This is a genomic window from Martelella sp. AMO21009, from assembly GCF_053484295.1.
In genome coordinates this window covers 65,434-87,993 of record NZ_JBAKFR010000011.1, presented here as the reverse complement: position 1 = coordinate 87,993, position 22,560 = coordinate 65,434, and the positions used below count along the sequence as shown (strand labels likewise).

22 protein-coding genes are annotated in these 22,560 nt (G+C 57.7%); 10 read left to right on the top strand and 12 right to left on the bottom strand.

Going from position 1 to position 22,560, the window contains the following annotated elements:
• Positions 1-12 precede the first annotated feature (12 nt).
• Complete coding sequence (badI, locus tag V6766_RS13975) at positions 13-786, top strand: 2-ketocyclohexanecarboxyl-CoA hydrolase (RefSeq protein ID WP_448467382.1); 774 nt, start codon at positions 13-15, stop codon at positions 784-786.
• Between the two features lie 16 nt (positions 787-802).
• On the opposite strand, the gene V6766_RS13970 is transcribed toward badI, so the two are convergent.
• Complete coding sequence (locus V6766_RS13970; protein ID WP_448467380.1) at positions 803-1,315, bottom strand: MarR family winged helix-turn-helix transcriptional regulator; 513 nt, start codon at positions 1,313-1,315, stop codon at positions 803-805.
• Between the two features lie 165 nt (positions 1,316-1,480).
• Between V6766_RS13970 and pcaF the strand changes: the two genes are divergently transcribed.
• From pcaF to scpB, 5 genes are all read left to right on the top strand, one after another.
• Positions 1,481-2,689 carry a 3-oxoadipyl-CoA thiolase gene (gene pcaF, locus V6766_RS13965; protein WP_448467378.1) on the top strand — a complete coding sequence of 403 codons (1,209 nt, stop codon included), beginning with the start codon at positions 1,481-1,483 and terminating at the stop codon, positions 2,687-2,689.
• Positions 2,686-4,116 carry a 3-hydroxyacyl-CoA dehydrogenase gene (locus tag V6766_RS13960; protein WP_448467376.1) on the top strand — a complete coding sequence of 477 codons (1,431 nt, stop codon included), beginning with the start codon at positions 2,686-2,688 and terminating at the stop codon, positions 4,114-4,116. Before pcaF ends, V6766_RS13960 begins: the two co-directional genes overlap by 4 nt.
• Before the next feature lie 43 nt (positions 4,117-4,159).
• On the top strand, positions 4,160-4,954 hold the full coding sequence (locus V6766_RS13955; RefSeq protein ID WP_448467374.1) for an enoyl-CoA hydratase-related protein: 795 nt from the start codon (positions 4,160-4,162) through the stop codon (positions 4,952-4,954).
• 566 nt (positions 4,955-5,520) lie between these two features.
• On the top strand, positions 5,521-6,405 hold the full coding sequence (locus V6766_RS13950; protein WP_448467372.1) for a DUF1403 family protein: 885 nt from the start codon (positions 5,521-5,523) through the stop codon (positions 6,403-6,405).
• 2 nt (positions 6,406-6,407) lie between these two features.
• Positions 6,408-7,004, top strand: a complete 597-nt coding sequence (scpB, locus tag V6766_RS13945) for an SMC-Scp complex subunit ScpB (RefSeq protein WP_448467370.1) — start codon at positions 6,408-6,410, stop codon at positions 7,002-7,004.
• A 54-nt stretch (positions 7,005-7,058) separates the two neighbouring features.
• Here the strand turns inward: scpB and V6766_RS13940 are convergent, their stop codons facing one another.
• The 7 genes from V6766_RS13940 to V6766_RS13910 form a co-directional block, all read right to left on the bottom strand.
• On the bottom strand, positions 7,059-7,760 hold the full coding sequence (locus V6766_RS13940; RefSeq protein WP_239369246.1) for a competence protein CoiA: 702 nt from the start codon (positions 7,758-7,760) through the stop codon (positions 7,059-7,061).
• A gap of 61 nt (positions 7,761-7,821) precedes the next feature.
• The gene (locus tag V6766_RS13935; RefSeq protein WP_239369247.1) at positions 7,822-8,205 is read right to left on the bottom strand and encodes a DUF6527 family protein; all 384 of its coding nucleotides are present in this window, start codon (positions 8,203-8,205) and stop codon (positions 7,822-7,824) included.
• A 1-nt stretch (position 8,206) separates the two neighbouring features.
• A complete protein-coding gene (locus V6766_RS13930; RefSeq protein WP_448467367.1) occupies positions 8,207-9,589 on the bottom strand; it encodes a ThiF family adenylyltransferase in 1,383 nt (460 codons plus the stop codon).
• An 8-nt stretch (positions 9,590-9,597) separates the two neighbouring features.
• Complete coding sequence (locus V6766_RS13925; RefSeq protein WP_448467365.1) at positions 9,598-10,449, bottom strand: multiubiquitin domain-containing protein; 852 nt, start codon at positions 10,447-10,449, stop codon at positions 9,598-9,600.
• Positions 10,450-10,518: 69 nt separating this feature from the next.
• The gene (locus V6766_RS13920; RefSeq protein WP_448467363.1) at positions 10,519-13,917 is read right to left on the bottom strand and encodes a UvrD-helicase domain-containing protein; all 3,399 of its coding nucleotides are present in this window, start codon (positions 13,915-13,917) and stop codon (positions 10,519-10,521) included.
• Positions 13,901-14,449 (bottom strand): hypothetical protein, encoded by a 549-nt coding sequence (locus tag V6766_RS13915; protein WP_239369253.1) that lies wholly within the window; start codon positions 14,447-14,449, stop codon positions 13,901-13,903. Before V6766_RS13915 ends, V6766_RS13920 begins: the two co-directional genes overlap by 17 nt.
• Complete coding sequence (locus tag V6766_RS13910) at positions 14,439-15,245, bottom strand: hypothetical protein (protein ID WP_239369255.1); 807 nt, start codon at positions 15,243-15,245, stop codon at positions 14,439-14,441. Before V6766_RS13910 ends, V6766_RS13915 begins: the two co-directional genes overlap by 11 nt.
• Before the next feature lie 131 nt (positions 15,246-15,376).
• On the opposite strand from V6766_RS13910, the gene V6766_RS13905 reads away from it, so the two are divergent.
• The 4 genes from V6766_RS13905 to V6766_RS13890 all read left to right on the top strand — a co-directional run bounded on the left by V6766_RS13905 (position 15,377) and on the right by V6766_RS13890 (position 17,947).
• Positions 15,377-15,973, top strand: a complete 597-nt coding sequence (locus V6766_RS13905; protein WP_448467360.1) for a DUF6088 family protein — start codon at positions 15,377-15,379, stop codon at positions 15,971-15,973.
• Complete coding sequence (locus V6766_RS13900) at positions 15,970-16,995, top strand: nucleotidyl transferase AbiEii/AbiGii toxin family protein (RefSeq protein WP_448467358.1); 1,026 nt, start codon at positions 15,970-15,972, stop codon at positions 16,993-16,995. Before V6766_RS13905 ends, V6766_RS13900 begins: the two co-directional genes overlap by 4 nt.
• Positions 16,996-17,029: 34 nt before the next feature.
• A complete protein-coding gene (locus V6766_RS13895) occupies positions 17,030-17,350 on the top strand; it encodes a VpaChn25_0724 family phage protein (RefSeq protein ID WP_448467356.1) in 321 nt (106 codons plus the stop codon).
• Between the two features lie 186 nt (positions 17,351-17,536).
• Positions 17,537-17,947 carry a type IV secretory system conjugative DNA transfer family protein gene (locus tag V6766_RS13890; protein ID WP_448467354.1) on the top strand — a complete coding sequence of 137 codons (411 nt, stop codon included), beginning with the start codon at positions 17,537-17,539 and terminating at the stop codon, positions 17,945-17,947.
• Positions 17,948-18,062: 115 nt separating this feature from the next.
• Here V6766_RS13890 and istB read toward each other — a convergent pair whose 3' ends face one another.
• From istB to V6766_RS13870, 4 genes are all read right to left on the bottom strand, one after another.
• On the bottom strand, positions 18,063-18,821 hold the full coding sequence (gene istB / locus V6766_RS13885) for an IS21-like element helper ATPase IstB (RefSeq protein ID WP_448467352.1): 759 nt from the start codon (positions 18,819-18,821) through the stop codon (positions 18,063-18,065).
• Positions 18,818-20,314, bottom strand: coding sequence for an IS21 family transposase (istA, locus tag V6766_RS13880; protein WP_448467350.1), 1,497 nt, complete (start codon positions 20,312-20,314; stop codon positions 18,818-18,820). The genes istB and istA overlap by 4 nt, the downstream gene beginning before the upstream one ends.
• Positions 20,315-20,392: 78 nt before the next feature.
• Positions 20,393-20,941: a restriction endonuclease subunit S gene (locus V6766_RS13875; protein ID WP_448467348.1), complete on the bottom strand. Its 549-nt coding sequence runs from the start codon at positions 20,939-20,941 to the stop codon at positions 20,393-20,395.
• Positions 20,938-22,512: a type I restriction-modification system subunit M gene (locus V6766_RS13870; RefSeq protein WP_448467346.1), complete on the bottom strand. Its 1,575-nt coding sequence runs from the start codon at positions 22,510-22,512 to the stop codon at positions 20,938-20,940. The genes V6766_RS13875 and V6766_RS13870 overlap by 4 nt, the downstream gene beginning before the upstream one ends.
• Positions 22,513-22,560 lie beyond the last annotated feature (48 nt).

Genomic DNA, 22,560 nt, shown 5'->3' with positions numbered 1-22,560 from the left:
AACGAGGAAATCATGGATTATCAGGATATCACATATGAGATGCGCGGGGCCGCCGCGTGGATCACCATCAACCGCCCGGAAAAGTACAATGCCTTCCGTGGCCAGACCTGCGAGGAACTCATTCACGCCTTGAACAAGGCGGCATGGGACAAGTCCGTGGCAGCCATCGTGCTCACCGGCGCTGGCGACAAGGCCTTCTGCACCGGTGGCGATCAGTCCGCCCATGATGGCGGCTATGATGGGCGCGGTATCATCGGGCTGCCTGTCGAAGAGCTGCAGAGCACCGTCCGCGATGTCCCGAAGCCGGTGATCGCTCGCGTCAACGGCTATGCCATCGGCGGCGGCAACGTACTGGTTACCGTCTGCGATCTGGCGATTGCGTCTGAGAAAGCAATCTTTGGTCAGGTCGGACCGAAGGTCGGGTCCGTCGACCCGGGATTCGGCACTGCCCTTCTGGCACGTGTCGTCGGCGAGAAGAAAGCGCGCGAGATCTGGATGCTCTGCCGCCGCTACTCGGCTCAGGAGGCTTTGGCCATGGGGCTCGTCAATACCGTCGTGCCCCATGACGACCTAGATACTGAAGTCGAAAAATGGTGCTCTGAAATCGAGGCGCTCAGCCCTACCGCGATCTCGATTGCGAAGAAGAGCTTCAACCTCGACAGCGAGTCGATCCGCGGCATTTCAGGGATGGGGATGCAGGCGCTGAGCCTCTATTACGAGACCGAGGAATCCAAAGAGGGCGTCAACGCATTCATGGAAAAGCGCAAACCGAACTTCCGGAAGTGAACCGATGGCGTCGGGGTCAATCCTCGGCGCTTTCACTTTCGGTTTCGGCGGGTTCGATCAGGGAAGTGTCGTCCATGCCCTTCAGGTTGGAACGGAGTTTCTGAAAGAGGTAGGCCAAGGCGATGCGTTCATTGACACTGAAGTCGGCTGTCGCCTGCCGGTAGAACGCGTCTATCCCGGTTTCGGTTTGCTCCCAGAAGGCGCGACCCTTCGGTGTAAGGAAGACGAGCTTCGATCGACGGTCTTTTTCTCCCTTTCGGCGTTCGACCAATCCTTCGCGCTCAAGCCGTGACAGCACGCCGTCAAGGTTTTGCTTACTCACCATCAGATACTCAGCCAAGGCCCCGAAATGGAACCCCTCCCTGGACCGATCCGTCGAAAGCGCGCCAAGCACAGACCACTGCACGGTGGTGACGCCGAGATTGCTCGTGCTCTTGGTTTGCAGGAGGTTTCCGAGCTGAAACAGCCGGAAGAAAATCCGGTTGTTGGTCTCGTAAGATTCCGTCGTCCTGTCGATCTTTTTCGTCATAGATCTCAAACCTTTAAATCGTCACTTATTGTCTACCTGGCAAGCACTTGCAACGCAAGTTTGGTGGACGGATGGAGACCATGTCTCTTGGACAAAATCTCTTTGGGATCTGTGTACTCGCTCTTCGTCCCTCCCCCAACTCACCAAACCTGAAGGACCCCAAACATGTCTCAGGACGCTTTTATCGTAGACTATGTGCGCACCCCTATCGGACGATATGGTGGCAGCCTGGCACCGGTGCGGCCGGACGATCTCGCCGCTCACGTTTTGTCTGCGCTTATGGCCCGTTCGGCGGCGGTTGGCAGCGAGTTGGTCGATGAGGTCATTCTCGGTTGCGCAAATCAGGCGGGCGAGGACAACCGGAACGTCGCGCGGATGGCTGCCTTGCTGGCAGGCCTCTCCGAGACAGTCCCTGGTATCACGGTAAATCGACTCTGCGCCTCAGGGCTTTCTGCCATTGGGATGGCTGCGGCCCAGATCCAATCCGGTCAGGCCGACGTGGTCATCGCCGGGGGTGTCGAAAGCATGTCGCGTGCTCCGTTCGTGCTGCCCAAGGCTGACAAGGCTTTTTCCCGGGCAAATGCGATTGAGGATACGACGATCGGATGGCGATTCATCAATCCCAAGATGCAGCAGGGTTTCGGTACGGACTCTATGCCCGAGACGGCGGAGAATGTGGCGGAAGACTACGATGTGTCGAGGGAGGACCAGGACGCATTCGCGCTCCGGTCCCAGGAACGGGCGGCTCGAGCCCAGTCTGATGGCACTTTCGCCGCCGAAATCGTGCCGGTCGAAGTTCCCCAGGGTAAGAAAGCGCCCATCCTGTTCGCTCAAGACGAGCATCTTCGGGCCTCATCACTTGACGTTTTGGCAGCACTTCCAACGCCCTTCCGAAAGGGTGGTAGTGTGACCGCGGGAAACTCCTCCGGTGTGAATGATGGTGCCGCGGCACTCCTTCTGATGTCGGCCGAAGCGTGCAAACGACATGGCTTGAGGCCACGCGCTCGGGTTCTCGGAGCTTCGGCGGCCGGTGTGCCTCCGCGTGTCATGGGCATCGGTCCGGTCCCGGCGGTCGAACGGCTTTGCGCACGGATCGGCAAGACCATTGGCGACTTCGATGTGGTGGAACTGAACGAGGCCTTTGCGAGCCAGGCCCTTGCCGTTCTGCGGCAGTTGGGACTCCCCGACGACGCGGAGCATGTGAACCCGAATGGCGGCGCCATCGCGCTTGGCCATCCGTTGGGCATGTCCGGGGCGCGCCTCGTCGGGACGGCCTTGATGGAGTTGGAACGCCGGAAGCAAAAGGTAGGTCTGGCAACGATGTGCGTTGGTGTCGGTCAGGGCGCAGCTTTGGCACTGGAGTGCCTCGAATGACAGGTTTTTCGATCAACACGGTTGCGGTCATTGGCGCCGGTACGATGGGTGCCGGGATCGCGCAGGTGGCGGCTGCCGCCGGACATCGCGTGTTTCTCTACGACGTTGCTGAAGGCGCCGCTTCCGCCGGCCACGATCGGATCGCAGCTGGCCTCAAAAAACAGGTCGAGCGCGGGAAGCTTGCCACCGAGCGGGCGGAAGAGATCGTGGGCCGAATTCAGGTTGCGAACGCACTCTCCGACTTCACGGAAGCGTCCCTCGTCATCGAAGCAATCGTCGAAAACCTGCAGATCAAGCAAAGGCTCTTCGCTGAGCTCGAGATCTTGTTGTCAGAGGATGCCATTCTCGCGACAAACACCTCTTCGATCTCGGTCACCGCGATCGGAGCGGGTCTGAAACGGCCCGAGCGGCTGGTAGGCATGCACTTCTTCAATCCGGCACCGATCATGAAGCTGGTAGAGGTCGTATCCGGTCTCGCCACCTCGCCCGAGGTTGCCCGAACTGTCCATGCTACAGCGGAAAGCTGGGGCAAGATCGCAGTTCACACCAAGTCCACCCCGGGATTCATTGTGAATCGCGTGGCTCGCGCTTTCTACGGCGAGCCGTTGCGGTTGGCCGAGGAAGGTGTTGCGACGCCTGCGACGATTGATGCGCTCATGCGCGAGGGAGGCGGTTTCCGAATGGGGCCCTTCGAGTTGATGGACCTTATCGGGAACGATGTGAATTTCGCGGTGAGTAACTCGGTGTTCGAAGCCTATCAATATGAGCCGCGCTTCCGGCCCTCTCTTATGCAGCGGGAACTCGTCGATGCTGGACGGTTTGGCCGCAAGAGTGGCCAAGGGTTTTATTCCTACGCAGAGAACACGCAAAAGCCGCAGGCCACCATTGTTGCTGCAACCACACAGTCGCTGGCTTGGGCAGAAGGTATCGACTTAGAGCGTGAAGTGGAACGAGATGGAGTACTTATTGCGCTTACTGATGGACGCACCGCGCGACAAAGATCTTTGGAAGCTGGCGCTCCCGTCATATTGATAGACCTTTGCGATCGAACATCGGGAAAAACACATATCGGCTTTGCCACGTCCTCTGGTGTTCCGGAGGCCTCACTGCAGGCGTTTCTGGCCACTCTGGAACGAGACGGGCTGAAGGCAACACATTTACCCGATTGGCCCGGTCTGGTCGTGCTGCGCACGTTGTCACTGATCGCGAACGAAGGTTTCGAAGCCGTGCTGCAGGGCGTCACCGACGAGGGAGGTGTCGATCTCGCCATGCGCTTTGGCGTCAACTATCCGCATGGGCCGATGGCTTGGGCGCGCGCAATCGGTTTGGCGCGGATATTAGCCATTCTGGATAATCTCTTCGCGGCGACAGGAGACATGCGATATCGGGCCTCTCTCGGCCTGCGAAACGCCGTGGCTGATGCATGAGAGTCCGAATTGCACATCAAAACAGCTTTACCGGGAGGTTGAAATGGAAGACTTTGTAATATCCGAAAAATCAGGTCACTGGGGTCAGATCACGCTAAACCGTCCCGATAGCCTGAATGCGCTCAATGAGCAGACGCTTAAGCAACTCAAGGCCGCATTGGATGATATGGAAATCGATGAGGGCTGTCGGGCTATCGTCATTACGGGGGCAGGTCGCGCGTTTTGCGCCGGTCAGGACTTGGCAGATTGTCGACCAGATGATGACGGCAATACGATAGATCTCGCTGGGCTGATGGATCGGCTTTACAACCCTGCGATCCGTCAGATCCGGGCGATGGCCAAGCCTGTTATTGCAGCCGTTAACGGTGTCGCCGCGGGCGGGGGCGCAAATCTTGCATTAAGCTGCGATATTGTCGTTGCTAAGAAGTCTGCAAAGTTCCTGCAACCGTTTTCCAACATCGCCCTAATCCCTGATTGTGGTGGCACCTACTTCTTGCCAAGGTTGGTGGGTGATGCACGCGCGCGTGGCCTTGCCTATCTTGCAAAGCCGATCACTGCAGAAAAGGCGGCCGACTGGGGGCTGATCTGGGAGGCGGTTGATGATGACGCGTTCGATGCCGAAATAGCCCTTCTCCGCGACCACCTTTGCGCCCTGCCGACAGAAGCTCTCGCCCTAAGCAAGAGCGCTCTCGCTCAATCTCATAAAAACACCCTCGATGAGCAACTAGATCTGGAGCGAGACCTGCAGGGTCAAGCGGCAAAGTCAGCGGCGCATCTGGAAGGGCTGACCGCGTTCTTTGAGAAGAGGCCGCCGGACTTTCTTAACCTCAAAGCCTGAAAAATAACAATTGTGGCGCCATTGGACCGGCGCCACAATTTCTTTGAATTCAGCGCCCTTTGAAATGCGCAGGCGTCTTGCTCATGATGCTCCATCCTACTCATGAGTTGGAGCCTCCGGCAATCCGATCGTCATCCTCGTTCATAGTAGAACCTCTCTCGTTGAGCTGAAGGCCTTCGGCCGGACATGGGTTCGCGCAGGTCGACGAGAGAACATTCCAAAATGCCAGGAAGCGTCCGAACCACCGCAAGTCTCACGAATACTGCTCTACCCAGTCTCACGAACCCCGACTCGAATTTGGTCCGCTTCAACCTGGTTTGGTATTTCGTCAGGGGTCCAGTGTTTGAGCTCAAGCCTTGATCACCAATGAAATACGAACGAGCTCGACGAAAGGGCCGATTTCGGGCGAGTCCAGTGATGAAACATGAGCTGAAGACCATGTTTCTACGCATATCATTTTTACGTCCGATAATGCAACCTTATTGGACATAAATGGATCATGCAAGATGGGGCGGTTTATATGCTATTTTCTGGCAAAAAGCGCCGCCCCGATGTAGGTTTCAGGCATGACTTTTGCCCGGCCAGATCACATCAGCGACCCCGACACACTACCCCGGATGCCCGCCTGGGTCACCTCTGCACGCGCTGAAACCCTTGAAGATGTTGCGTTTTTGTCGGGCGCGGCGCTGAACCACCTGCATGTTGTGCTAGGACGCGCGGAGGTGCCCCAAGCCTTGTTGCGGGATCGGCTCGCGCTGCGGGCGGCCGAGGCTTGCGTCGCGTTCTTTGGAAGGTCGGAGCGGGTAGGGGAGCTGCGCGATGCGGTGCACCTGTTGCGGCCCGGCGATCTTCCTGGACCAGCTGGCGAAACCTTCCTCGTCTGGCGGCGCGCAGTGGAACGGTCGATTTCAATCAAATCTCTTGGTCGGGCCTTGTCGGCCTTCGAGTCGGGCCAGATCGCTACGTGGCTCGATGCGGGGAGAGGGGCGCCGGTGACCCGTGCCGCAATGGCGCTGGAGGCAGTGTTGACTGAGGCACCGCGTGCAGACGTGTCGGCGCTGATCCTGGCGGATACGGCCATCGCCCAAGCACTCGGTTGGGATCAACTGGTGCCGCTGCTCGCTGTGGGCCTGAAACGCGCTGACCTGCGCAAGCGTGGTGACGACTTGAGGCTCGCCTGCCATCGGGCGCTCGTCTCATCGGCCGTCGAGGTCGTGCGTCTCTCCGCCGACCTTGCCCCTCGGGCGGCGCATCTGAAGGCGGTCGCACCCAAGCTCCGGGCCAAGGGAGCTGGCGACGCGGTCGAGATGTTACTGACCCGCGATGCTGTAGCGCCTTCGACTTTGCCCTTGCCGGATCGCGCCGCGCGGCGGCTCTGCGAAAGGTTGGTTGCCCTCGGCGCGGTGCGCGAGCTGACCGGGCGCGACACTTTCCGGCTCTACGGGTTGTAGGGATGGCAAAGGATCGCTCCGACCTCGAGCTTGACCGCGAGCTGCCCGACCTGCCGCCAGAGTTGCGCTGGCGGGAGTGGATGCGCCGCATCGAGGCGGTGCTCTTCGCCTCTGCCTCCCCTGTGCCGCGCGACGACCTTGCCCGCGTGGTGGGGCAGGGGGTGTCGGTTGATCTGCTCGTCGAGGACCTCGCCACCGATCTGGAGGGGCGGGCCTTCGAGATCGCCCAGGTCGCCGGCGGCTGGATGTTCCGGACGCGGGCTATCTACGCGCCCGCGATCCAGGCGGCGGCAGATGTCGGCGTCCAACTGCTGGACTTGAGTGAATTCGACGTCGCGGTCCTGGCGGCCATCGCCTATCACCAGCCGATCACGCGTGACGGTCTCAAAGACATCTTCGGCAAGGAAATCAGCCGGGACCTGATCGGTCGGCTGCACGCGCGCAACTTGATCGGAACTGGTCCGCGGTCTCCTCGGCGAGGGGCGCCCTACACCTTCGTGACGACAGAACAGTTCCTGATTGCCTTCGACCTGCCTTCCCTGCAGGACCTGCCGGACCGCGAGCAGATGGAGGATGCAGGTTTGTCCGCAAAGGCCTGAGGGTCTGCGGTCCCAAAAAGATCTGTGTCAGTTGAACCTGATGGAAACCGAACGCTAGAACCTGGCACGACGCTGACGGTACCGCACCGTTTGCCTAACAGGTTTGCCAAACAACACGTCCGGTATCGGAGTTCCCTTTAAAATGTTCTCGACAAGTGATCGTTTCGGATAGGCAAATCCATAGGCCCAGTCACCTTTGACTCTCCGAAGAAGCCACACCGTGTCCTGCCCAAAATCAAAGGCTACGATCACGCCGACATGGACCCATTCCTTTAGCAACCTTGAATCGTAAACCCAGAGCTGCTCAACCAGCCCGTCCTTTGTCGGATGCTTCACGCCGTCTGCTTGCGCGGTTGCAAACTGCTTGCGGTCGGTCTTACGACGCGTTCCGTCAACAACCCAAAACATAGGGTTGTGGAACCTTGTCCGCGTTCGCGCTTCTACAGGCTTGATGTATGAGTGCTGAAACTCAACCACCAAGCCCTTGGATGTCTTAACATCTGAGATGTGAAGCTCGCCATGTTCGTCGCGCGCAGCGATCTCCTGCCAATCTGTCGGGAATTGGTTCTTCCAATCCCGATGCCACTGCGTTTCGTTTTCCCACCAATGGTCGCAGTGGCGTTGTCCTTTGTGCGCCCAGTGCCAGACCATCTTGGTTCCGCATCGGGCAATGAGGTCATCGCCGCAACCAGGGCATCTGCCTTTGGCGCCTGGGCTGGCTTCAACTCGTTTGTCGTCGTCTAATGCGAACCGCATGATTTTGCCCCCGATTGCTCGGGTTGTAGTTCGAGGCGCACAGGTCGCTTTGTTCGCTCGCTTAGCATTTGTGTCGTCCTGCTTTCTCTTTTGGCGTTTGCGGCCGTCCACCTTTGCACCAGTGAACCTTACCCTTCTTTACCCAGAAGTGGCACCCACAGTCGTTTTGCTGGTGCACCGACGGGTGGAGTGTGGGTCTTTGCCAGAAATCTGTGCTAATGCTCCAGCGAGGTCGACGATCTGGGTTGAGAGACAAAGCGATCCTCTCACCACAGCCGCCAGGGCAGGAGAGACAGGCCCATTTTTGGATCGCGCCGCTCTCGACCAGGACTAACTCGTCCGGTTCTGTTTCAGGCGTTTGCGGGAAGGCGTCCTGCCTGCTCACCAGATAATCATACTTAAGTACTCCAATCTGCCGAAGCAGGTTTGCCAATAACTTTTTCATCTCACGTCACCATGTCCAGAAAGGGCGTCATGTCCCCCCGGCCCGGAGTTTCAGTTGCATCACAACACGGGCAGCCCGGGCGCGGCGAAATCTCAGGAAAACGCTCATCGCGCGCGTGAAACCGTCGCATCCGCGTCGGTGCCATTCCGTTTGCTCCGGCGAACCCGGTAATACCGGTCAGCCATTCATTGACCGCCATGGCACCCGCCTCTGTCGTGAAGGTCACAACGGCAGGGGAGGGATCACCCTCACCGAGCAGATAGGCTTCCTCTTTCAGTTTTTCATAGGCCTCTGGATCAGTTCGCTGCAAGGCCTCCTCGCGAGCGCGTTGCGGGTTGATGAACCCGCCGCAAAGCAGACAGGGGTGTCCGGGCACAAGGGTGGTAACCCGGGCAAAGAGATCGAACGACTGAGCATCACGACGCTGCATTGCGAGCCCGACATCGATGACCGGAATGCCATAGAAACGGGCGAAGCGGTTCAGAAAGAGCCGACCGGCGTGGTCATCCGTGCAGCAGAAAATCACATCACAAGATTTCAACGCATCCCATGTGCATGGCTCTCCGGCCCAGGCATCGATGGTTGCCAACGACATACCAAGATTGGCCTCCGCAACTGTCCGCGCGTGAATGTCGGCCTTGGCTCGATGAGCATCAACATCCTCCTGTCGTGCGCCATGGAGCCTGTTGAGATTTGTATCTTCAGCATGGTCCTTTTCGAAAAGGACCGCTTCGCGCACGCCAAGACGCATCAGCAAGGGCAACACTGCGCTTCCCGTAGCACCCCCTCCGGCAATGCCGCACCGAAACTGCGTGATCATTGCATTGGCCTGATCGCCGAAGAGTCGGGTTTGACGGTCCAGGAAGCCCAGATTGCTGCCGTTCTCCGCGGTGAGGGTCAGGCGCGGTCCTGTGTGAAGAATACGCGCGATAGCCGTTGGCTTTTCGGCCGAGCGCCAAATCCTCACGGCAATCTCGCCGTCGCTCGCTATCAAAACGCTGATCAGTCCGGATGCACCCTTGATCAGGGCGGTCCGCGCAAGTTCCGCCTCGTTCCGGTCATCTTGTTTGGAAAAACGGGCCCGCCCCTTTGGATGGGTATGAATGATGGCGGGAACCAGACCATCGGACTTGGCGCGACCAAGCAATCGCATGAAGCTGTCGGTTTGCCACGTCACGTGGCGCTCGGAGGCTGAGACCACGTCGTCATCATCGAGATCGATGAACGCATGCGAAATTAGCCGTGTGCGAGCAGTGTCCGTCCAGGGGTCTTTCTCGATCGCCGCCGTCCCAAAAAGCATGTAGGCTGAACGCTCAGCACCGGCACCCTGCGCGAGCAGGGACCGGATACCGGCTTCGTGCGGACCAGCCAGAATAACATCCAACGGGCCCTTCATGGCCGCGCCTCGGCGAGAGCTGTTTTGATCCGTGCCACCATCGTGCGCAAACCATCAATGCCGGGCCGCCAGGCGTTGTTGTGGCGCGACCAGCGCTGCCAAACACGACCTGCAAAAGTGTGCTGCACTGTGCAGGCTTTCGGGACTTGACCGTTCGCCAGCGTCAAATGCGGAGAGGCATAAAACATGTCAGGCGCGCAATCGGGATACCCGGCTGGCAGGAGTACAAGGATATCCGCGGCTTCGACATTGAATTTGCCTTCAGGCAGCTCGAGCGACTTCAGGATGATGGCGGTCTCACGGCCTTCCTGAACGACTTCGAACTGATAGCCGTGGTCCACCAGAAAAGTCTGATCAAACGAAGGAAGGGTGTCCCCCTCCGTCGTCTGATCGATGAGCGAGATGAACCGCTCCACACCCTTGGCATCGAGATTGATGACATCGCTCTCAGCAATCTTGCGGTCCTGCTGGCCCGGGATTTCCTGCCAGAGATTGTAGTTTTCCGGCAGGTCAGCAAGCTTACGCAGTACAAATCCGCTGATGCACGCGCGCGGCCATTCAAGATCCTTGTCGTCAATCTTAAACTTGAAGACACGGTCCGTCCGCGCGACCAGCACTTTTTCAGCACCGCGACCGCGCAGATCATAGCTTTCGTCGAGGCGAATGTCTTCGAAGTCCCCATTTGGCAAAATGGCGATTGCCACATGCTCATCAACAGGATGCCCGTCGGCAGCTTCGATCAACTGGCGACCGAGAACCTTTGGGTCATCGAAAACGTGTTTTTTGAAGTTGAGGCCCTCATCGGCGATGAAAACCGGGAAGCGAGGATCATTTCCTTGCGATTTCATTGTGTTCGTCCTTAAGAAGTTGGCGGACGCAAACCTCATGTCTGCGCCTTCACAAGGACAATCGCGGCGTCAGGAGGAATCCGGTAAGCCTGATCCGATTTTTTTTCGGAGCGTGCCTGAGGGCGGTTCGCTGCAGATGAAGAAATATGCGCAGCGGGCACAGCGATCGCTGCGTTTTGGGGGGAAATGCCCTTCTAGGATCTCAATTGCAGCTTGAGCGATCTTTGTTTTCCGGTTCCCCAACTTCGTACTGCTCATGGTCAATCGGTCCTGCGTCGCGCCTGTCAAGAACACGAACTCAGCCTCGCCGTGGCCTTCAGCGGCAAGTTGAAACGCAGCCGCATCTAAGGACTCGACAGCGTTCGTGGTCTTGCGTCCTGTTTTGATGCGCCGCAGTACCCTGCCAGACCCAGCATCGACTTCCTCATGTGCAGATACGACAATCTCTGCCTCACCGAATTTCAAGGAAATTGGGGTGGGTGCGCGCCGTTTTTCGCCTGTGCGGAGCAATCGGAAAAAACTCAGCAGCTCGTCTGAGATTTGACGGTACTCGGCAGCGTATCCATGATCCGCCGGACCATTTTCCATCCACGCCTTATCCATAATGGCTGCGAGCTCGGCTTCGCTTGGTTCATCGTTCAAACGAGACGTCAGCTCATCGACAACGCCCTGGACTGCGTTGTGCATACGCATAAGGGGCGACTCTGCGCGACGACCGCCAACCTGCAACACATGCGCAAAGAAAAATCGCCGTGGGCACTTCTCATAGGTCGCAAGCTCAGAAGGCGATATGCGAGCGATGCCATCAACCTCCAACTTTATTCCGTTCGTTGATACCGCACCTTCAGCCGATGCCGATTGCGGAGATTCGTTCAGAACATGACCAGATATGTCATCCACGAACTTCGATCGCTTGCTGTAGGCATAAAGTACCAGTCGCTCCTCCGCTCTGGATAAAGCGACGAAAAACAAACATTGCTGCTCCTCGTCATGCCCGGACGTGAGCGCGTCACAGCCCTTAAAGGGTGCACCCTCGATCATGCCGTCAGGAGGTGCAAGTCCGCGATTTTGCTTAGCTGACAGCGGAATGGATCGGCTGGTCAATGCCGGCAAATGAAGGACTTTGAACTCAAGGCCCTTGCTGCCGTGAATGGTCATGATCCGGACAGCGTCGAGGCTTTGTGCAGCTTCAGGCAGGTCGCGTAAGTCACGTTCATCTGACACTATGACAAGGCGTCGGATGTGATCGAGAAGATCGCGAATGGGGTACCCGGATTTTTTCGGCAATGTTGATCTCAGAAAGTTCTGAAACTGCCACAGCGCAATCGCAGGATTTGCGTTGCCTGATCTTGCTCCCTTCGCAAATTCGGCGGCCAAGCGCGTCTTGTCGAGATAGAGAGTTGTAATCACGCGCCAGGCCGATGAAGTGGGTTCAAACTCCCCAAACACCTCAATCAGCCTTGAGAGGGACTTCTCACCCTCCTCGCTGATGTCGTCTAGGCCCGAAAGCGTTTGCCTCCAGTCCAAGGGCAGCGTGTTTCTAGCGGCACGAATCGCATCAACACAGGTTGAGACATCCTCAATTGCCAGTTGAAATGGGCGGAGAGACGCGACGCAGGCAAGTCCCATGGCGCGCGGATCAATCACTAGGGAAAGGACGGAAAGCGCTTGCTTGATTTCTGGTCGGTCAAAGAGGGGTCCAAGAAACAAGACCGGAATCCCCCGCGCCTCCAAACCAGCGGCGATTTCTGCCAGTCTCGCATTGCCCTTACATATTACGGCCTGATCACTGAAAGACGTGGTCTCGTTGCAGGCCTGTTTTATTCGGAAGGCGATTTCGTCTATTTCACGATCCTTGGCATCAACACCCACAAACACGGGGCTAACCCCATTAGTACCCTTAAACGCCGTGGCCTCAAAGCCCGCCCCGGCAGCTGCCATGCGCGTTTGAGCGAAACCCTTGAACGTGTCGCATATTTCTTGTGATGATCTGTAATTGATATTGAGTGGGAGACTTTCGCCTCCTAAGAAATCCTCGGTCTCAAATCGATCAATGTTGTACGAGGATGCGCCTCGAAACCGGTAAATTGATTGTTTGGCATCTCCCACCACCCACAGGTTGGTGCCGTTGGGCTTCAGCGCTTTCAACAATCGCACACTGGCCCGGTTTACGTCCTGATATTCGTCCACCAGAACATGGTCATAGAGTCGTTGAAGTTTCTCGCGAACATCCGCGTCACTTTCGACGAGCATTGTCGGTCGAGCGACCAGATCACCAAAATCTACTACGCCGCGTTCCGCCTTCAGGCCTTCATACAGATCATAGACGGCTGAGATCTCCAGACACTTTTCTGCTGCCTCGATATCCTCCTCTGTGTCTGCGGCCTCCATCATTTGCTCGGCGAGTTTACGGTAGTGGATGTTGTCGACTACCTCATCCTTGGCCCGCGAAATGGCTGAAAGGAGAGAGCGCAGGGTATCTGTCGGATCCCAAAGTTCGTTGAAATGCTTCAAACGCAGCCGTGGGAATTCATCCTCCAACAGGGCAATGGCTTCAGTCGTATCAATCATACGTGGATCTGCGGGAAGACCCACGCGGTCATGAAACCTGCGCAGGATATCAAGCCCAAATGAATGAAAGGTCCCAATCCAAGCGGCACCAGCCGCTTCCGGCCAAACCCGCAGGGCCCGGTCGGTCATCTCTCCTGCGGCCTTGTTGGAAAATGTCAGGAGCAGAATGGATTCTGGCTGCACATCACGGTCTCGAAGCACAGACAGGCGGCCAACGAGAGTCTGGGTTTTGCCTGTCCCGGGTCCCGCCTTCAGAAGAAGCGCCTTTCCGTGATGATCCGCGGCAATCTGTTGCTCGCGGTTCAATGGTTTGGGCGGGCTTGCGATATCCGGCGCTTCCTCCAACACCGGTAACAAAAGCGCATCAAATAGCTGAACCGCAACCATGTCGTAGGGGGCGCCAAGGCGCTCCGAAATCTCCCCTGCGCCAAGGTTGTCTTCGACATGCCATGACCAGGCCAAACTGCGCGGAAAGAGGAACTCTCGCGCAAACATATCCATCTGGACTTCCTGGCGAGCACGGTTGCTGTAATCGACAACGCGATCCGCCCCAACTGAGGCCGGATCAGACGATCGTGCCGGATCGATGTTCATGGTTGGCTGGACATCAATGCCCCCGCCAAATTCATCATGACCTATCTCATGGGCAACAAGAAACGCATTTAAGAACTCAATGCCCGTATCCTCATGCAGGATGACTTTGGCTCTCGGCTGCAAGAGCGCCCGTCCACCTTTGAGCTGCGGATGGTCTGGAGCGAGCTTGCGGACTTCGTAATCCCGAGCTTCTGCCTCTTGAAGAGCAAACGAATAGGGCTGGGTTGGATCGCCTCCCTTGCTCCTACACTCAGTATGAAGACGCGCGGCGCATCGACGAACGGCTTCAATCCGATCCATCATCTGCAAGCAACTCTTGCAATGCGCGTTGCTCCTCCTCGGTCAATCCAGCCTGGTCTACATAATCTTGGAATTCGATGGCCGGTTGCGCTTCAGGTTTCACATCAGATTTCATCGCAACGGCCTGTTGATCGCCAATTTGCATGCCGCTGATGACATCCTGCAGTCTCACATCCAGCAGTTTTGCGAGCTTATTAAGGAGCGAAATCGGCATCGAGCCAATATGGACAACACTTGCTTGCAACCCCATGAGGAAACTCCGCGGCAAACCCAACGACTTTGAGAGTTCACGAACGTCGGCGCCGTACAGTGCTTGCTCGACCTTCTGAACCCGCAAGACGCTGGACTTCATAGCTTTGGTCTCAAGCGGGAGACTTGCCTCGACCGCTTCCATGTCGCTCATTGTCAGCTCGTGGAACAAATCCAAGAGATCGTCTGCAAATTCAGGGTATTTGCTCAAATAGGTTTTCAGCACGGCAGGCGACATTTCAGGCTCAATCGTGAAGTCGCTGAGGACATCTTCTCTATTGGTCATCATTGTCCTCCAGTTTTAGTGCACGTCTGATCTTTTCAAACGCACGATCACGCCTGTTTCGTACGGTTTTTTCGACGCAGCCGAGCAGCTGGGTCATTGAAGGCTCACCGTCTTTGTTTGTCTCAATGGGAATCTCTGCGAGCATCAAATCGATCACCTTTCGTTCTTCCTCGGGTAAGGCGTCAATCGCGCGACGTATGCGAAACCGGTAATCAAAATCTTCTTCTTTTGTCAGGCCTGACTTTTTGTATCGCTCAAGCGCCTCTTCGACTTCCTCGCGGATATCCTCACTGCCATCGTGGCGCACAACGGATTCGGTGGCATTTTCCCGACCACTTACCTGCCGGAATTTGTCTATGCGGACGGAGCGAACGGCCCGGTCAAAAAACACCTCATATGCGTCAAGCTGTTCTACGTAGCCTCGCCGGTCCTCAAACATGAGCTCTGTCACACGTTCTATTGTTTTATCGCGGATCTCGGCGACGCGAAAATCCTCGACATCCTTATCGCCGCGTCGGCTGTTGGGCCGGGGACAGGCGGCTTCAATCCGATCCAACAAAATGTTGTAAAGTGCCACAAACCGGCCATCTGCATTGTCGGTCTTGGTTTGTCTCAGGTGATAGAGCAGCACTTCGGAAGGCACGTAGTCGGCGTGCCGCCGATCTCGCATCGCAGCTTTGTCCAGGAGTTCATCAAAGGGCCAATCAAGGCTCAAGCGGATAAACGCACTAATCTCATCCCGTCGGGTATAGAGCTTTCCGCTTACTGTTCGTTTTCTGAGGGGTTCAATGCACATATCAAGTTCATAACTGTCTTAAATCAATTCGTTAAGCTGGCTTCTCCAGCACGCTCCCTTCGTTGTTGTAGGTGCTTTTACCTTGAAAACTGTCAGAAACCAAGCTATATATCTGACACATGGAGGCGAACATGCAAACCACATCTCAAGCGATCAAGGCCTATGCTGAAGCGCTGCCGGAGGGTGCGACCCTGTCGGCACGGGAGTTGTTGCACCTCGGAGAGCGTGCGGCGGTCGACCAGGCGTTGTCGCGGTTGGTTCGGCGGGGGGAGATTATGCGTGTGAAGCGGGGATTGTTCGCTTTGCCCGTGAAAACCCGCTTTGGGAGCCGGGCGCCCTCGGTTGAGGCCGTGGTTGAGCACATTGCGAAATCAACAGGTGAGCGCGTGTCGCAAAGCGGAGCGTCGGCAGCGAACCTACTCGGCATTTCGACGCAGAATCCATCCCGTCAAGTTTTTTGGACCTCCGGGCCGAGCCGTCATCTGAAGCTCGGAGCGCAAAGCGTCGAGCTTAAACATGTGCCGAGCTGGCAGCTTCGAGCGCCCAACAGCCGTGCCGGGCACGCCTTTCGGGCGCTCGCCTATTTCGGCAAGTCCGAAGCTGCTCATGCTTTGAAGCGGATAAAAGCGACGTTGAACGAAGAGGAGCAGCGGGAGCTTCTGAGCCTTCGCTCCTCTGCGCCGACCTGGATGGCAAAGGAACTTAGCGCGCTTGCGTCATTGCAATGACCGAAAGCCAAACCTATTTTTCGCTGTCGCGTGAAGACAAGATCGACGCGCTGGAAGTGGCTGCCTCGAAATTGGGGCGGCCTGCAGACCTGTTGGAAAAGGATATTTGGGTCGTCTGGGTGCTTGACGCCTTGTTCGACAGTGCTCTCGGCGAACACCTGGTGTTCAAGGGCGGAACCTCGCTGTCCAAGGTCTACAAGGCGATTGACCGGTTCTCAGAAGATGTCGATCTGACATATGACATCAGGCAGATCATTCCCGATCTGATCAAGGATCCCGACGATCCATGTCCGCCAAGCCGCTCGCAAGCTCAGAAATGGACCGAAGCCGTTCGGGATCGCTTGGGCGAGTGGGTGGCGTCAAAAGTGGCCCCCAATTTGTCGGACAAGGTCAAGGCAGCGGCGCTCCCGGCAGAAACCCGTGTAGAAGGTGACAAGATCTATCTGGACTACGACGCGGTGCGCAGCGCAAGCGGGTATGTTCGTCCATCGGTCTTGTTGGAATTTGGCGCCAGGTCCACAGGTGAACCGGCGCAGCGTCACGAGGTGTTATGTGACCTCTCCCAAGCAATACCTGAGTTGCTCATGCCCGTCGCCACGCCTCGTGTGATGATGGCCGAACGGACGTTTTGGGAGAAGGCGACAGCTATCCATGCCTATTGCCTGCGAGGCACGTTTCGAGGCGGCGACCGCTATGCGCGTCACTGGTACGATCTTGATCGCCTGCAGGCTGTGGGTATCGCTGCACGGGCGCTGGAAGATAAGACGCTTGCTCAAGATGTTGCGAAGCACAAACAGCACTTTTTCCGCGAAACAGATCGTTTGGGTGCGACGATAAACTATGCCGATGCCGTCTCAGGGTCGCTTTGCCTGATCCCAGAGGGTGAAGCCTTGGAGGCGCTGGCCCAAGATTACCAGAAAATGCAGGAAGCGGGGCTGCTTCAGTCAGGCGCCATCGCTTTCGATGACCTAATGGCTCGTCTGATCGGGCTTCAAGATCAGGCCAATAACCGGGCTGAATGAAGGAGGCGGATTTGGTGATGGGCGTGAATCCTTTATGACGTCTAACAGTGTCGCGCCGATTGAAGCCATCAAAGAAACGCATCGAGCTTTGGCTGTATTGCGGGCGCTCGAGCGGGCTCCGTGCTACCGAATGCATGAACTCGTCCTTTTGGATTGGCTCCGAGTAATTGCGCTTGCAGCCACACGAGACGAACTCACTTCGACCGCCTTTTCACTGGAGACCTTCGGCTTGGTGCGGCTGGGCCAATACGACGACAATCGGGTGCTCGAGCTGACTGAGCGCGGTCAAGATGTTGCGTTGGGCCGCGCCACTGCGGAGGGCGTTTTGCGGCCGGGGCCGGACTGCCCTTACTGATCCACTGCCGATGCCTCATGCACGTGTAGTCCTCTGAGCTGAAGGCCGTGCAATTGCGGACAGGGTCGGCTCAGTTCATTGCAACATGTCGGACACACAACGGCAAAGGCCTAGCTCGAAGCACTACCGTCGACCCGCAGGAACACCACCGGCGGTTCACCCAGTTTCCTTCGCGGCCAGGCGCTGATGACCGCAGGTCTCAAGCAATGGGACAACCCGGCGGTGCGCTCGGCCACCGAGGCGAGCGACTTTGATTTCTCGACCTTCCGGAAGACCCCTCAGTCGCTTTACATCGCGGTGTCCGAGGATCACATCGCAACCCTTGCTCCGCTCCTGCGCTTGATGTTCGCCGATCTCATCGCCTCGATCCGCCTTAACGAACCAGGCCAGGACGAGCCCTGGCCTGTCATGATGATGATCGACGAATTCCAGCAGATGGGGGCGATGCCCTATCTCGAGCGCGCGATCCATTCGCTGGCAAGCTATGGTGGCCGTGTCGCGATGATTGCGCAGTCGCTGGCCTCGCTCGATCGAATCTACGGACCCGAGGGCCGCGAAAGTCTTGAGAACGGGGCAGGGCTGTCAACGGCGGTGTAAAAACCGGCCACGGGGCGGAGCAAAAGTCGGCCACCTCGGACGCAGGCATGAGGCCCGCGGGAGGGCGTAGCCCGAGCGGGGGTCTCATGCCTGCGTAGCGATTTTCTGAAGGGTTTCAGCCGGCCTTTCGGGCGCGGCTTTGGGCGAGACGATAGCTGTCGCCGTTCATTTCGAGAATGTTGACGTGGTGCGTGACGCGGTCGAGCAGAGCGCCGGTCAGGCGATCGGATCCCAGGATTTCGGTCCATTCGTCAAAGGGCAGATTGCTGGTGATCAGGGTGGCGCCCCGCTCATATCGCTGCGAGATCAGCTCGAACAGCAGTTCCGCGCCAGTCTTGGAGAGCGGCACGAAGCCGAGTTCGTCGATGATCAGCAGCTTGTACCCTGCCATCTGCTTCTGGAAGCGTAAGAGACGCCGCTCGTCACGAGCTTCCATCATCTCGCTGACCATGGCGGCGGCTGTGGTGAAGCCAACGGACAGGCCCTTCTGGCAGGCGGCAAGGCCAAGGGCGAGCGCTATGTGTGTCTTCCCGGTTCCACTGGGGCCGAGAGCGATGACGTTCTCGCGACGCTCGATCCATTCGCAGCGGGCCAGCTCCAGGACCTGCATCTTGTTGAGCTTCGGTATGGCGCCAAAATCGAAACTGTCGAGACTTTTGACGACCGGGAATTTGGCTGCCTTGATACGCCGCTCGACCTTGCGACGATCCCGTTCGATCATCTCCCGCTCGGCAAGCCGGGTGAGGTATCCAATATGGTCGACGCCCTCGGTGGCGCAAAGCCGGGCCAGTTTCTGATACTCCCGCTGGAAGGTCGGCAGCTTCAGGCTCTTGAGGTAGTGGGCAAGCAGGATATCAGGTGCTTCGGTGCTCATGCCGCTTCTCCCTTCCCCGATGACAAGAGGCCCATATACGCCTTCGCCGATGTCGTCTCCACGGTTGTTCTCGGCAGGTAGGGATAGATCGACAGATCCAGTCGCGGCGGCCGGCGCTCCACCCGGCAAAGAATCAGATGTTTGACAGCGTCGAAGCCGATCGCGCCGAGATGAATGGCCTGCTTCACCGCCGCATGCAGGTCGGCCATATCGAAGCTTTCCAGCAGACGAAGAACCTGCACGTATTCTCGCCGGCCATGTTTTGCCATGCGGCCTTCCATCAGGCGGCACAGTGTGGCGAATTCCTCCGGCAGATCCCAGCCCTGTAAAGGGGCCGCCTGATCCAGCGCATTGATCTTCCGCTCGATCAGCGGCAGGTAATGCACAGGGTCGAAGATGACATCTTCCCGATCCCAGCTCCTGGAATGGCGAGCGATGACCTCGCCGCGGCAACCGATCACCACCTTGTCGACATAGCCACGGACCCAGACGTCCTGATGACCGTAGGCGACGGGTACGGAATAATCGTTCGTCTTGTAGCGAACGAGAGACTGTGCCGTGACCCTGGCGCTGGCTTGGTCGCAGGCGTCAAAGGGCGACGCCGGCAAGGACTGCATGGCAGCCAGATCGCGCTGCAGCCGTTCACCGATCGTCTCGCTCTCACCCCGCAGCCTGTCGCGCTGGCGCTTGCGGCACTGTTCTTCCAGAAAGGCATTGAACGCATCCCAGGTCGCAAACTGCGGGATGGGGACCATGAAGTTACGCCGGGCATAACCGACAAGGCCCTCGACGTTACCCTTGTCATTGCCCTTTCCGGGACGGCCATAGCGATCCCGGATCAGGTAGTGGGACAGGAACCCGCTGAACAGCGTTGCCCGCTTGCGCGTGCCATCAGGCAGGATCCTCGCCACAAGGCAGCGGTCGTTGTCATAGACGATCGATTGCGGCACGGCCCCGAAGAACGCAAACGCATGGACGTGGCCATCGACCCAGGCCTCGGCCACCGCCGCAGGATAGGCCCGTACATAGCAGCTGTCACTATGCGGAAGATCGAGCACAAAGAAACGGGCTTTCTGCTCGATACCGCCGATCACGACAGTAGCCTCACCGAAATCAGCCTGCGCATGGCCGGGCGGATGAGAAAGCGGCACGAACACTTCCTGGCGACGCTGTTCCCGCTCCCGGATATAATCCTTGATGATCGTATAGCCGCCGGTGAACCCGCATTCGTCACGAAGCCGGTCAAACACACGCTTGGCCGTATGGCGCTGCTTGCGAGGTACGTGTCTGTCTTCGTCCAACCAGTGGTCGATCGTCGAAACGAACGCGTCCAGCTTCGGCCGCCGGACTGGCGATTGTCGCTGATAGCCAGGAGGCGTCGAATACGTCAGCATCTTCGCTACGCTGTCGCGGGATATGTTGAAGTGTTTGGCTGCATGACGTCGGCTCATCCCTTCCGAGACGGCCAGACGGACCTTCAGATAAAGTTCCACGGTGTAGATCCTCTGTCCCTCCTGCGCTCATTGCAGAAGGAAAATAGGTGGCCGGATTTTACTCCGCCCGCGGACAGTCTATTCCGCCGCTTCCGTGGCCGACTTTTGCACCGCCGTTCTCATGGCGTCGAGTACTGCCGCAATCTTTTCCTGTTCGGGCTGATCCGGCAGCGCGAGCGGGATCTTGGCGAAGTCCTGATAATAAAGGCGTAAGCGGTCGTTGGTCAGCCCGTGCGAATAGGCCCAAAGCTGGTGCAGCATGTGCCGGTTCTGAAACCAGTAATCGAAGAATTTCGAAGAGATGCCCTTCTCGGGTGCCAGAACGACATAGGCCGGGCTGACCATGCATTCCTCGGACGCCATTCCAACCGCGCCCTGCCACATCCGCATCATGTTATACACGAGATCGCCTGGTTGAGCGCGCAGGTTGGTTTCATCCGCCGCATCCGCGCCCATGTGCCGTTCAAGGCTGTCGCGGCGGACGAGGCCACGGTCCTGGGTTACGGAATAGATCGGCAGCCCTGCCTCGCCTTTCGCTTTGCTGTTGCGAAAAGCATCGCCCGCCCGCGCAGGTTTCCATGGTCCTTTGAATTCAGGGAACCGAAGTTCCGGTACAAGTGGTCTCATAGCGGAGCTTCCAGACCAAGCTCGGCGCAGAATCCTCGTAGTTCCTCGTCGACGTCGCGAATGTCCAGATTGATCTGTTCGACGCGGAGCGTCACTTCCTCCAGGTCGACGGGCGGTTCCGGTACGAAGGTGTCAACGTAGCGCGGGATGTTGAGATTGAAATCGTTTTCCTCGAGCTCGGCCAAAAGGGCCCGATGCGTAAACCGCTCTTCCTCGGCACGGGTCCGATAGGCCTCAACGATGCGGTTTACGTCTTCTTCGTCAAGCCAGTTTTGGTTTTTCCCGCGCTGGAAACAGGTTGATGCATCGACGAACAGGACGTCCTCGGTTTCTTTGCATTTCTTCAGCACCAGAACGCAGGTGGGGATGGCCGTTCCGTAAAAAATGTTCTCCGGCAGGCCGATCACCGCATCCAGCCAGTTACGCCGGATCAGGAATTCGCGGATGGCGCCCTCGGCCCCGCCACGAAACAGCACACCATGCGGCAGGATGACCGCCATGGTCCCGTCCTCGTCCAGGTGATGAAGCATGTGCTGGACAAAGGCGAAGTCGGCCTTGGACGCGGGCGCGAGACGGCCATACTCGGCAAAGCGGTCGTCGCTTTCAAAGATCTTGTTGGCCGACCATTTCGCGGAGAATGGCGGGTTGGCGACGATGGCCTCGAACGTCTGGCCTATATGCTGGGGGTGTTCCAGCGTGTCTTCCTGCTGGATATCAAAATCGAGGTAATGCACCCCGTGCAGGATCATGTTCATCCGCGCGAGGTTGTAGGTGGTGCGGTTCAGTTCCTGCCCGATAAACTCGCCCACGGATTTGTTGGACCTCTTGTAGCCCAGTTCCCGGGCCACGCGCAGCAACAGCGAGGCCGACCCGCAGGTCGGGTCATAGACCGACCGTAGCCGCGCCTTACCGGTGGTCACGATCTTGGCCAGCACGGTCGAGACTTGTTGCGGGGTGTAGAATTCGCCCGCTTTCTTGCCCGCGCCAGAGGCGAATTTGCCGATCAGGTATTCATAGGCATCGCCCAGCACGTCCGAGTTCGAATTGGTCAGTTCGAAGTCTATGGCTTCCAGATGGGCCAGCACCTTGGAAATCAGCGTGTTGCGTGCCTCGTTGCTGCGGCCCAACTTGCTGGAGTTCAGGTCGAGATCTTCGAACAGGTTGACGAAATCCTCCTCGGACTCGTTGCCCATGGTGGATTTCTGGATGTTGTTCAGCGTGTCGGAAAGATCGGCAAGGATGAAGCTACCCGGGTCCGCTCCTCGCCTGGCGACCTCCGAAAACAGCTCGCTTGGGCGCAGGTAGTATCCGAGGCTATCGATGCAGTTCTCTTGTACGGCTCCAAGAATGCCTTGGTGGACCGGGTCGGTTTCGTCGAGCGAAGCGAAGGCAAGGCCTTCGGATTTGAGAAGCTCCTGATCGACGTAGATGTGCAGGCGTTCGGACAGGTATTTGTAGAAAATGAAGCCGAGGATGTAGTCGCGAAATTCGTCGGCATCCATCCGACCGCGGAGCTCGTTGGCGATATCCCATAGTTTTTGTTCGAGTTTTTTCTTCTGTTCTTCCGTCACGGGACCACCCTGAAATCTTGCCTCCACGGATTGGTCCGTGCCGCAGTT

Coding starts and splice junctions, on each gene's coding strand:
- badI (WP_448467382.1), top strand. CDS start 13: ATGGATTATCAGGATATCACATATGAGATGCGCGGGGCCGCCGCGTGG.
- V6766_RS13970 (WP_448467380.1), bottom strand. CDS start 1,315: ATGACGAAAAAGATCGACAGGACGACGGAATCTTACGAGACCAACAAC.
- pcaF (WP_448467378.1), top strand. CDS start 1,481: ATGTCTCAGGACGCTTTTATCGTAGACTATGTGCGCACCCCTATCGGA.
- V6766_RS13960 (WP_448467376.1), top strand. CDS start 2,686: ATGACAGGTTTTTCGATCAACACGGTTGCGGTCATTGGCGCCGGTACG.
- V6766_RS13955 (WP_448467374.1), top strand. CDS start 4,160: ATGGAAGACTTTGTAATATCCGAAAAATCAGGTCACTGGGGTCAGATC.
- V6766_RS13950 (WP_448467372.1), top strand. CDS start 5,521: ATGACTTTTGCCCGGCCAGATCACATCAGCGACCCCGACACACTACCC.
- scpB (WP_448467370.1), top strand. CDS start 6,408: ATGGCAAAGGATCGCTCCGACCTCGAGCTTGACCGCGAGCTGCCCGAC.
- V6766_RS13940 (WP_239369246.1), bottom strand. CDS start 7,760: ATGCGGTTCGCATTAGACGACGACAAACGAGTTGAAGCCAGCCCAGGC.
- V6766_RS13935 (WP_239369247.1), bottom strand. CDS start 8,205: ATGAAAAAGTTATTGGCAAACCTGCTTCGGCAGATTGGAGTACTTAAG.
- V6766_RS13925 (WP_448467365.1), bottom strand. CDS start 10,449: ATGAAATCGCAAGGAAATGATCCTCGCTTCCCGGTTTTCATCGCCGAT.
- V6766_RS13920 (WP_448467363.1), bottom strand. CDS start 13,917: ATGATGGATCGGATTGAAGCCGTTCGTCGATGCGCCGCGCGTCTTCAT.
- V6766_RS13915 (WP_239369253.1), bottom strand. CDS start 14,449: ATGACCAATAGAGAAGATGTCCTCAGCGACTTCACGATTGAGCCTGAA.
- V6766_RS13910 (WP_239369255.1), bottom strand. CDS start 15,245: ATGTGCATTGAACCCCTCAGAAAACGAACAGTAAGCGGAAAGCTCTAT.
- V6766_RS13905 (WP_448467360.1), top strand. CDS start 15,377: ATGCAAACCACATCTCAAGCGATCAAGGCCTATGCTGAAGCGCTGCCG.
- V6766_RS13900 (WP_448467358.1), top strand. CDS start 15,970: ATGACCGAAAGCCAAACCTATTTTTCGCTGTCGCGTGAAGACAAGATC.
- V6766_RS13895 (WP_448467356.1), top strand. CDS start 17,030: ATGACGTCTAACAGTGTCGCGCCGATTGAAGCCATCAAAGAAACGCAT.
- V6766_RS13890 (WP_448467354.1), top strand. CDS start 17,537: ATGACCGCAGGTCTCAAGCAATGGGACAACCCGGCGGTGCGCTCGGCC.
- istB (WP_448467352.1), bottom strand. CDS start 18,821: ATGAGCACCGAAGCACCTGATATCCTGCTTGCCCACTACCTCAAGAGC.
- V6766_RS13875 (WP_448467348.1), bottom strand. CDS start 20,941: ATGAGACCACTTGTACCGGAACTTCGGTTCCCTGAATTCAAAGGACCA.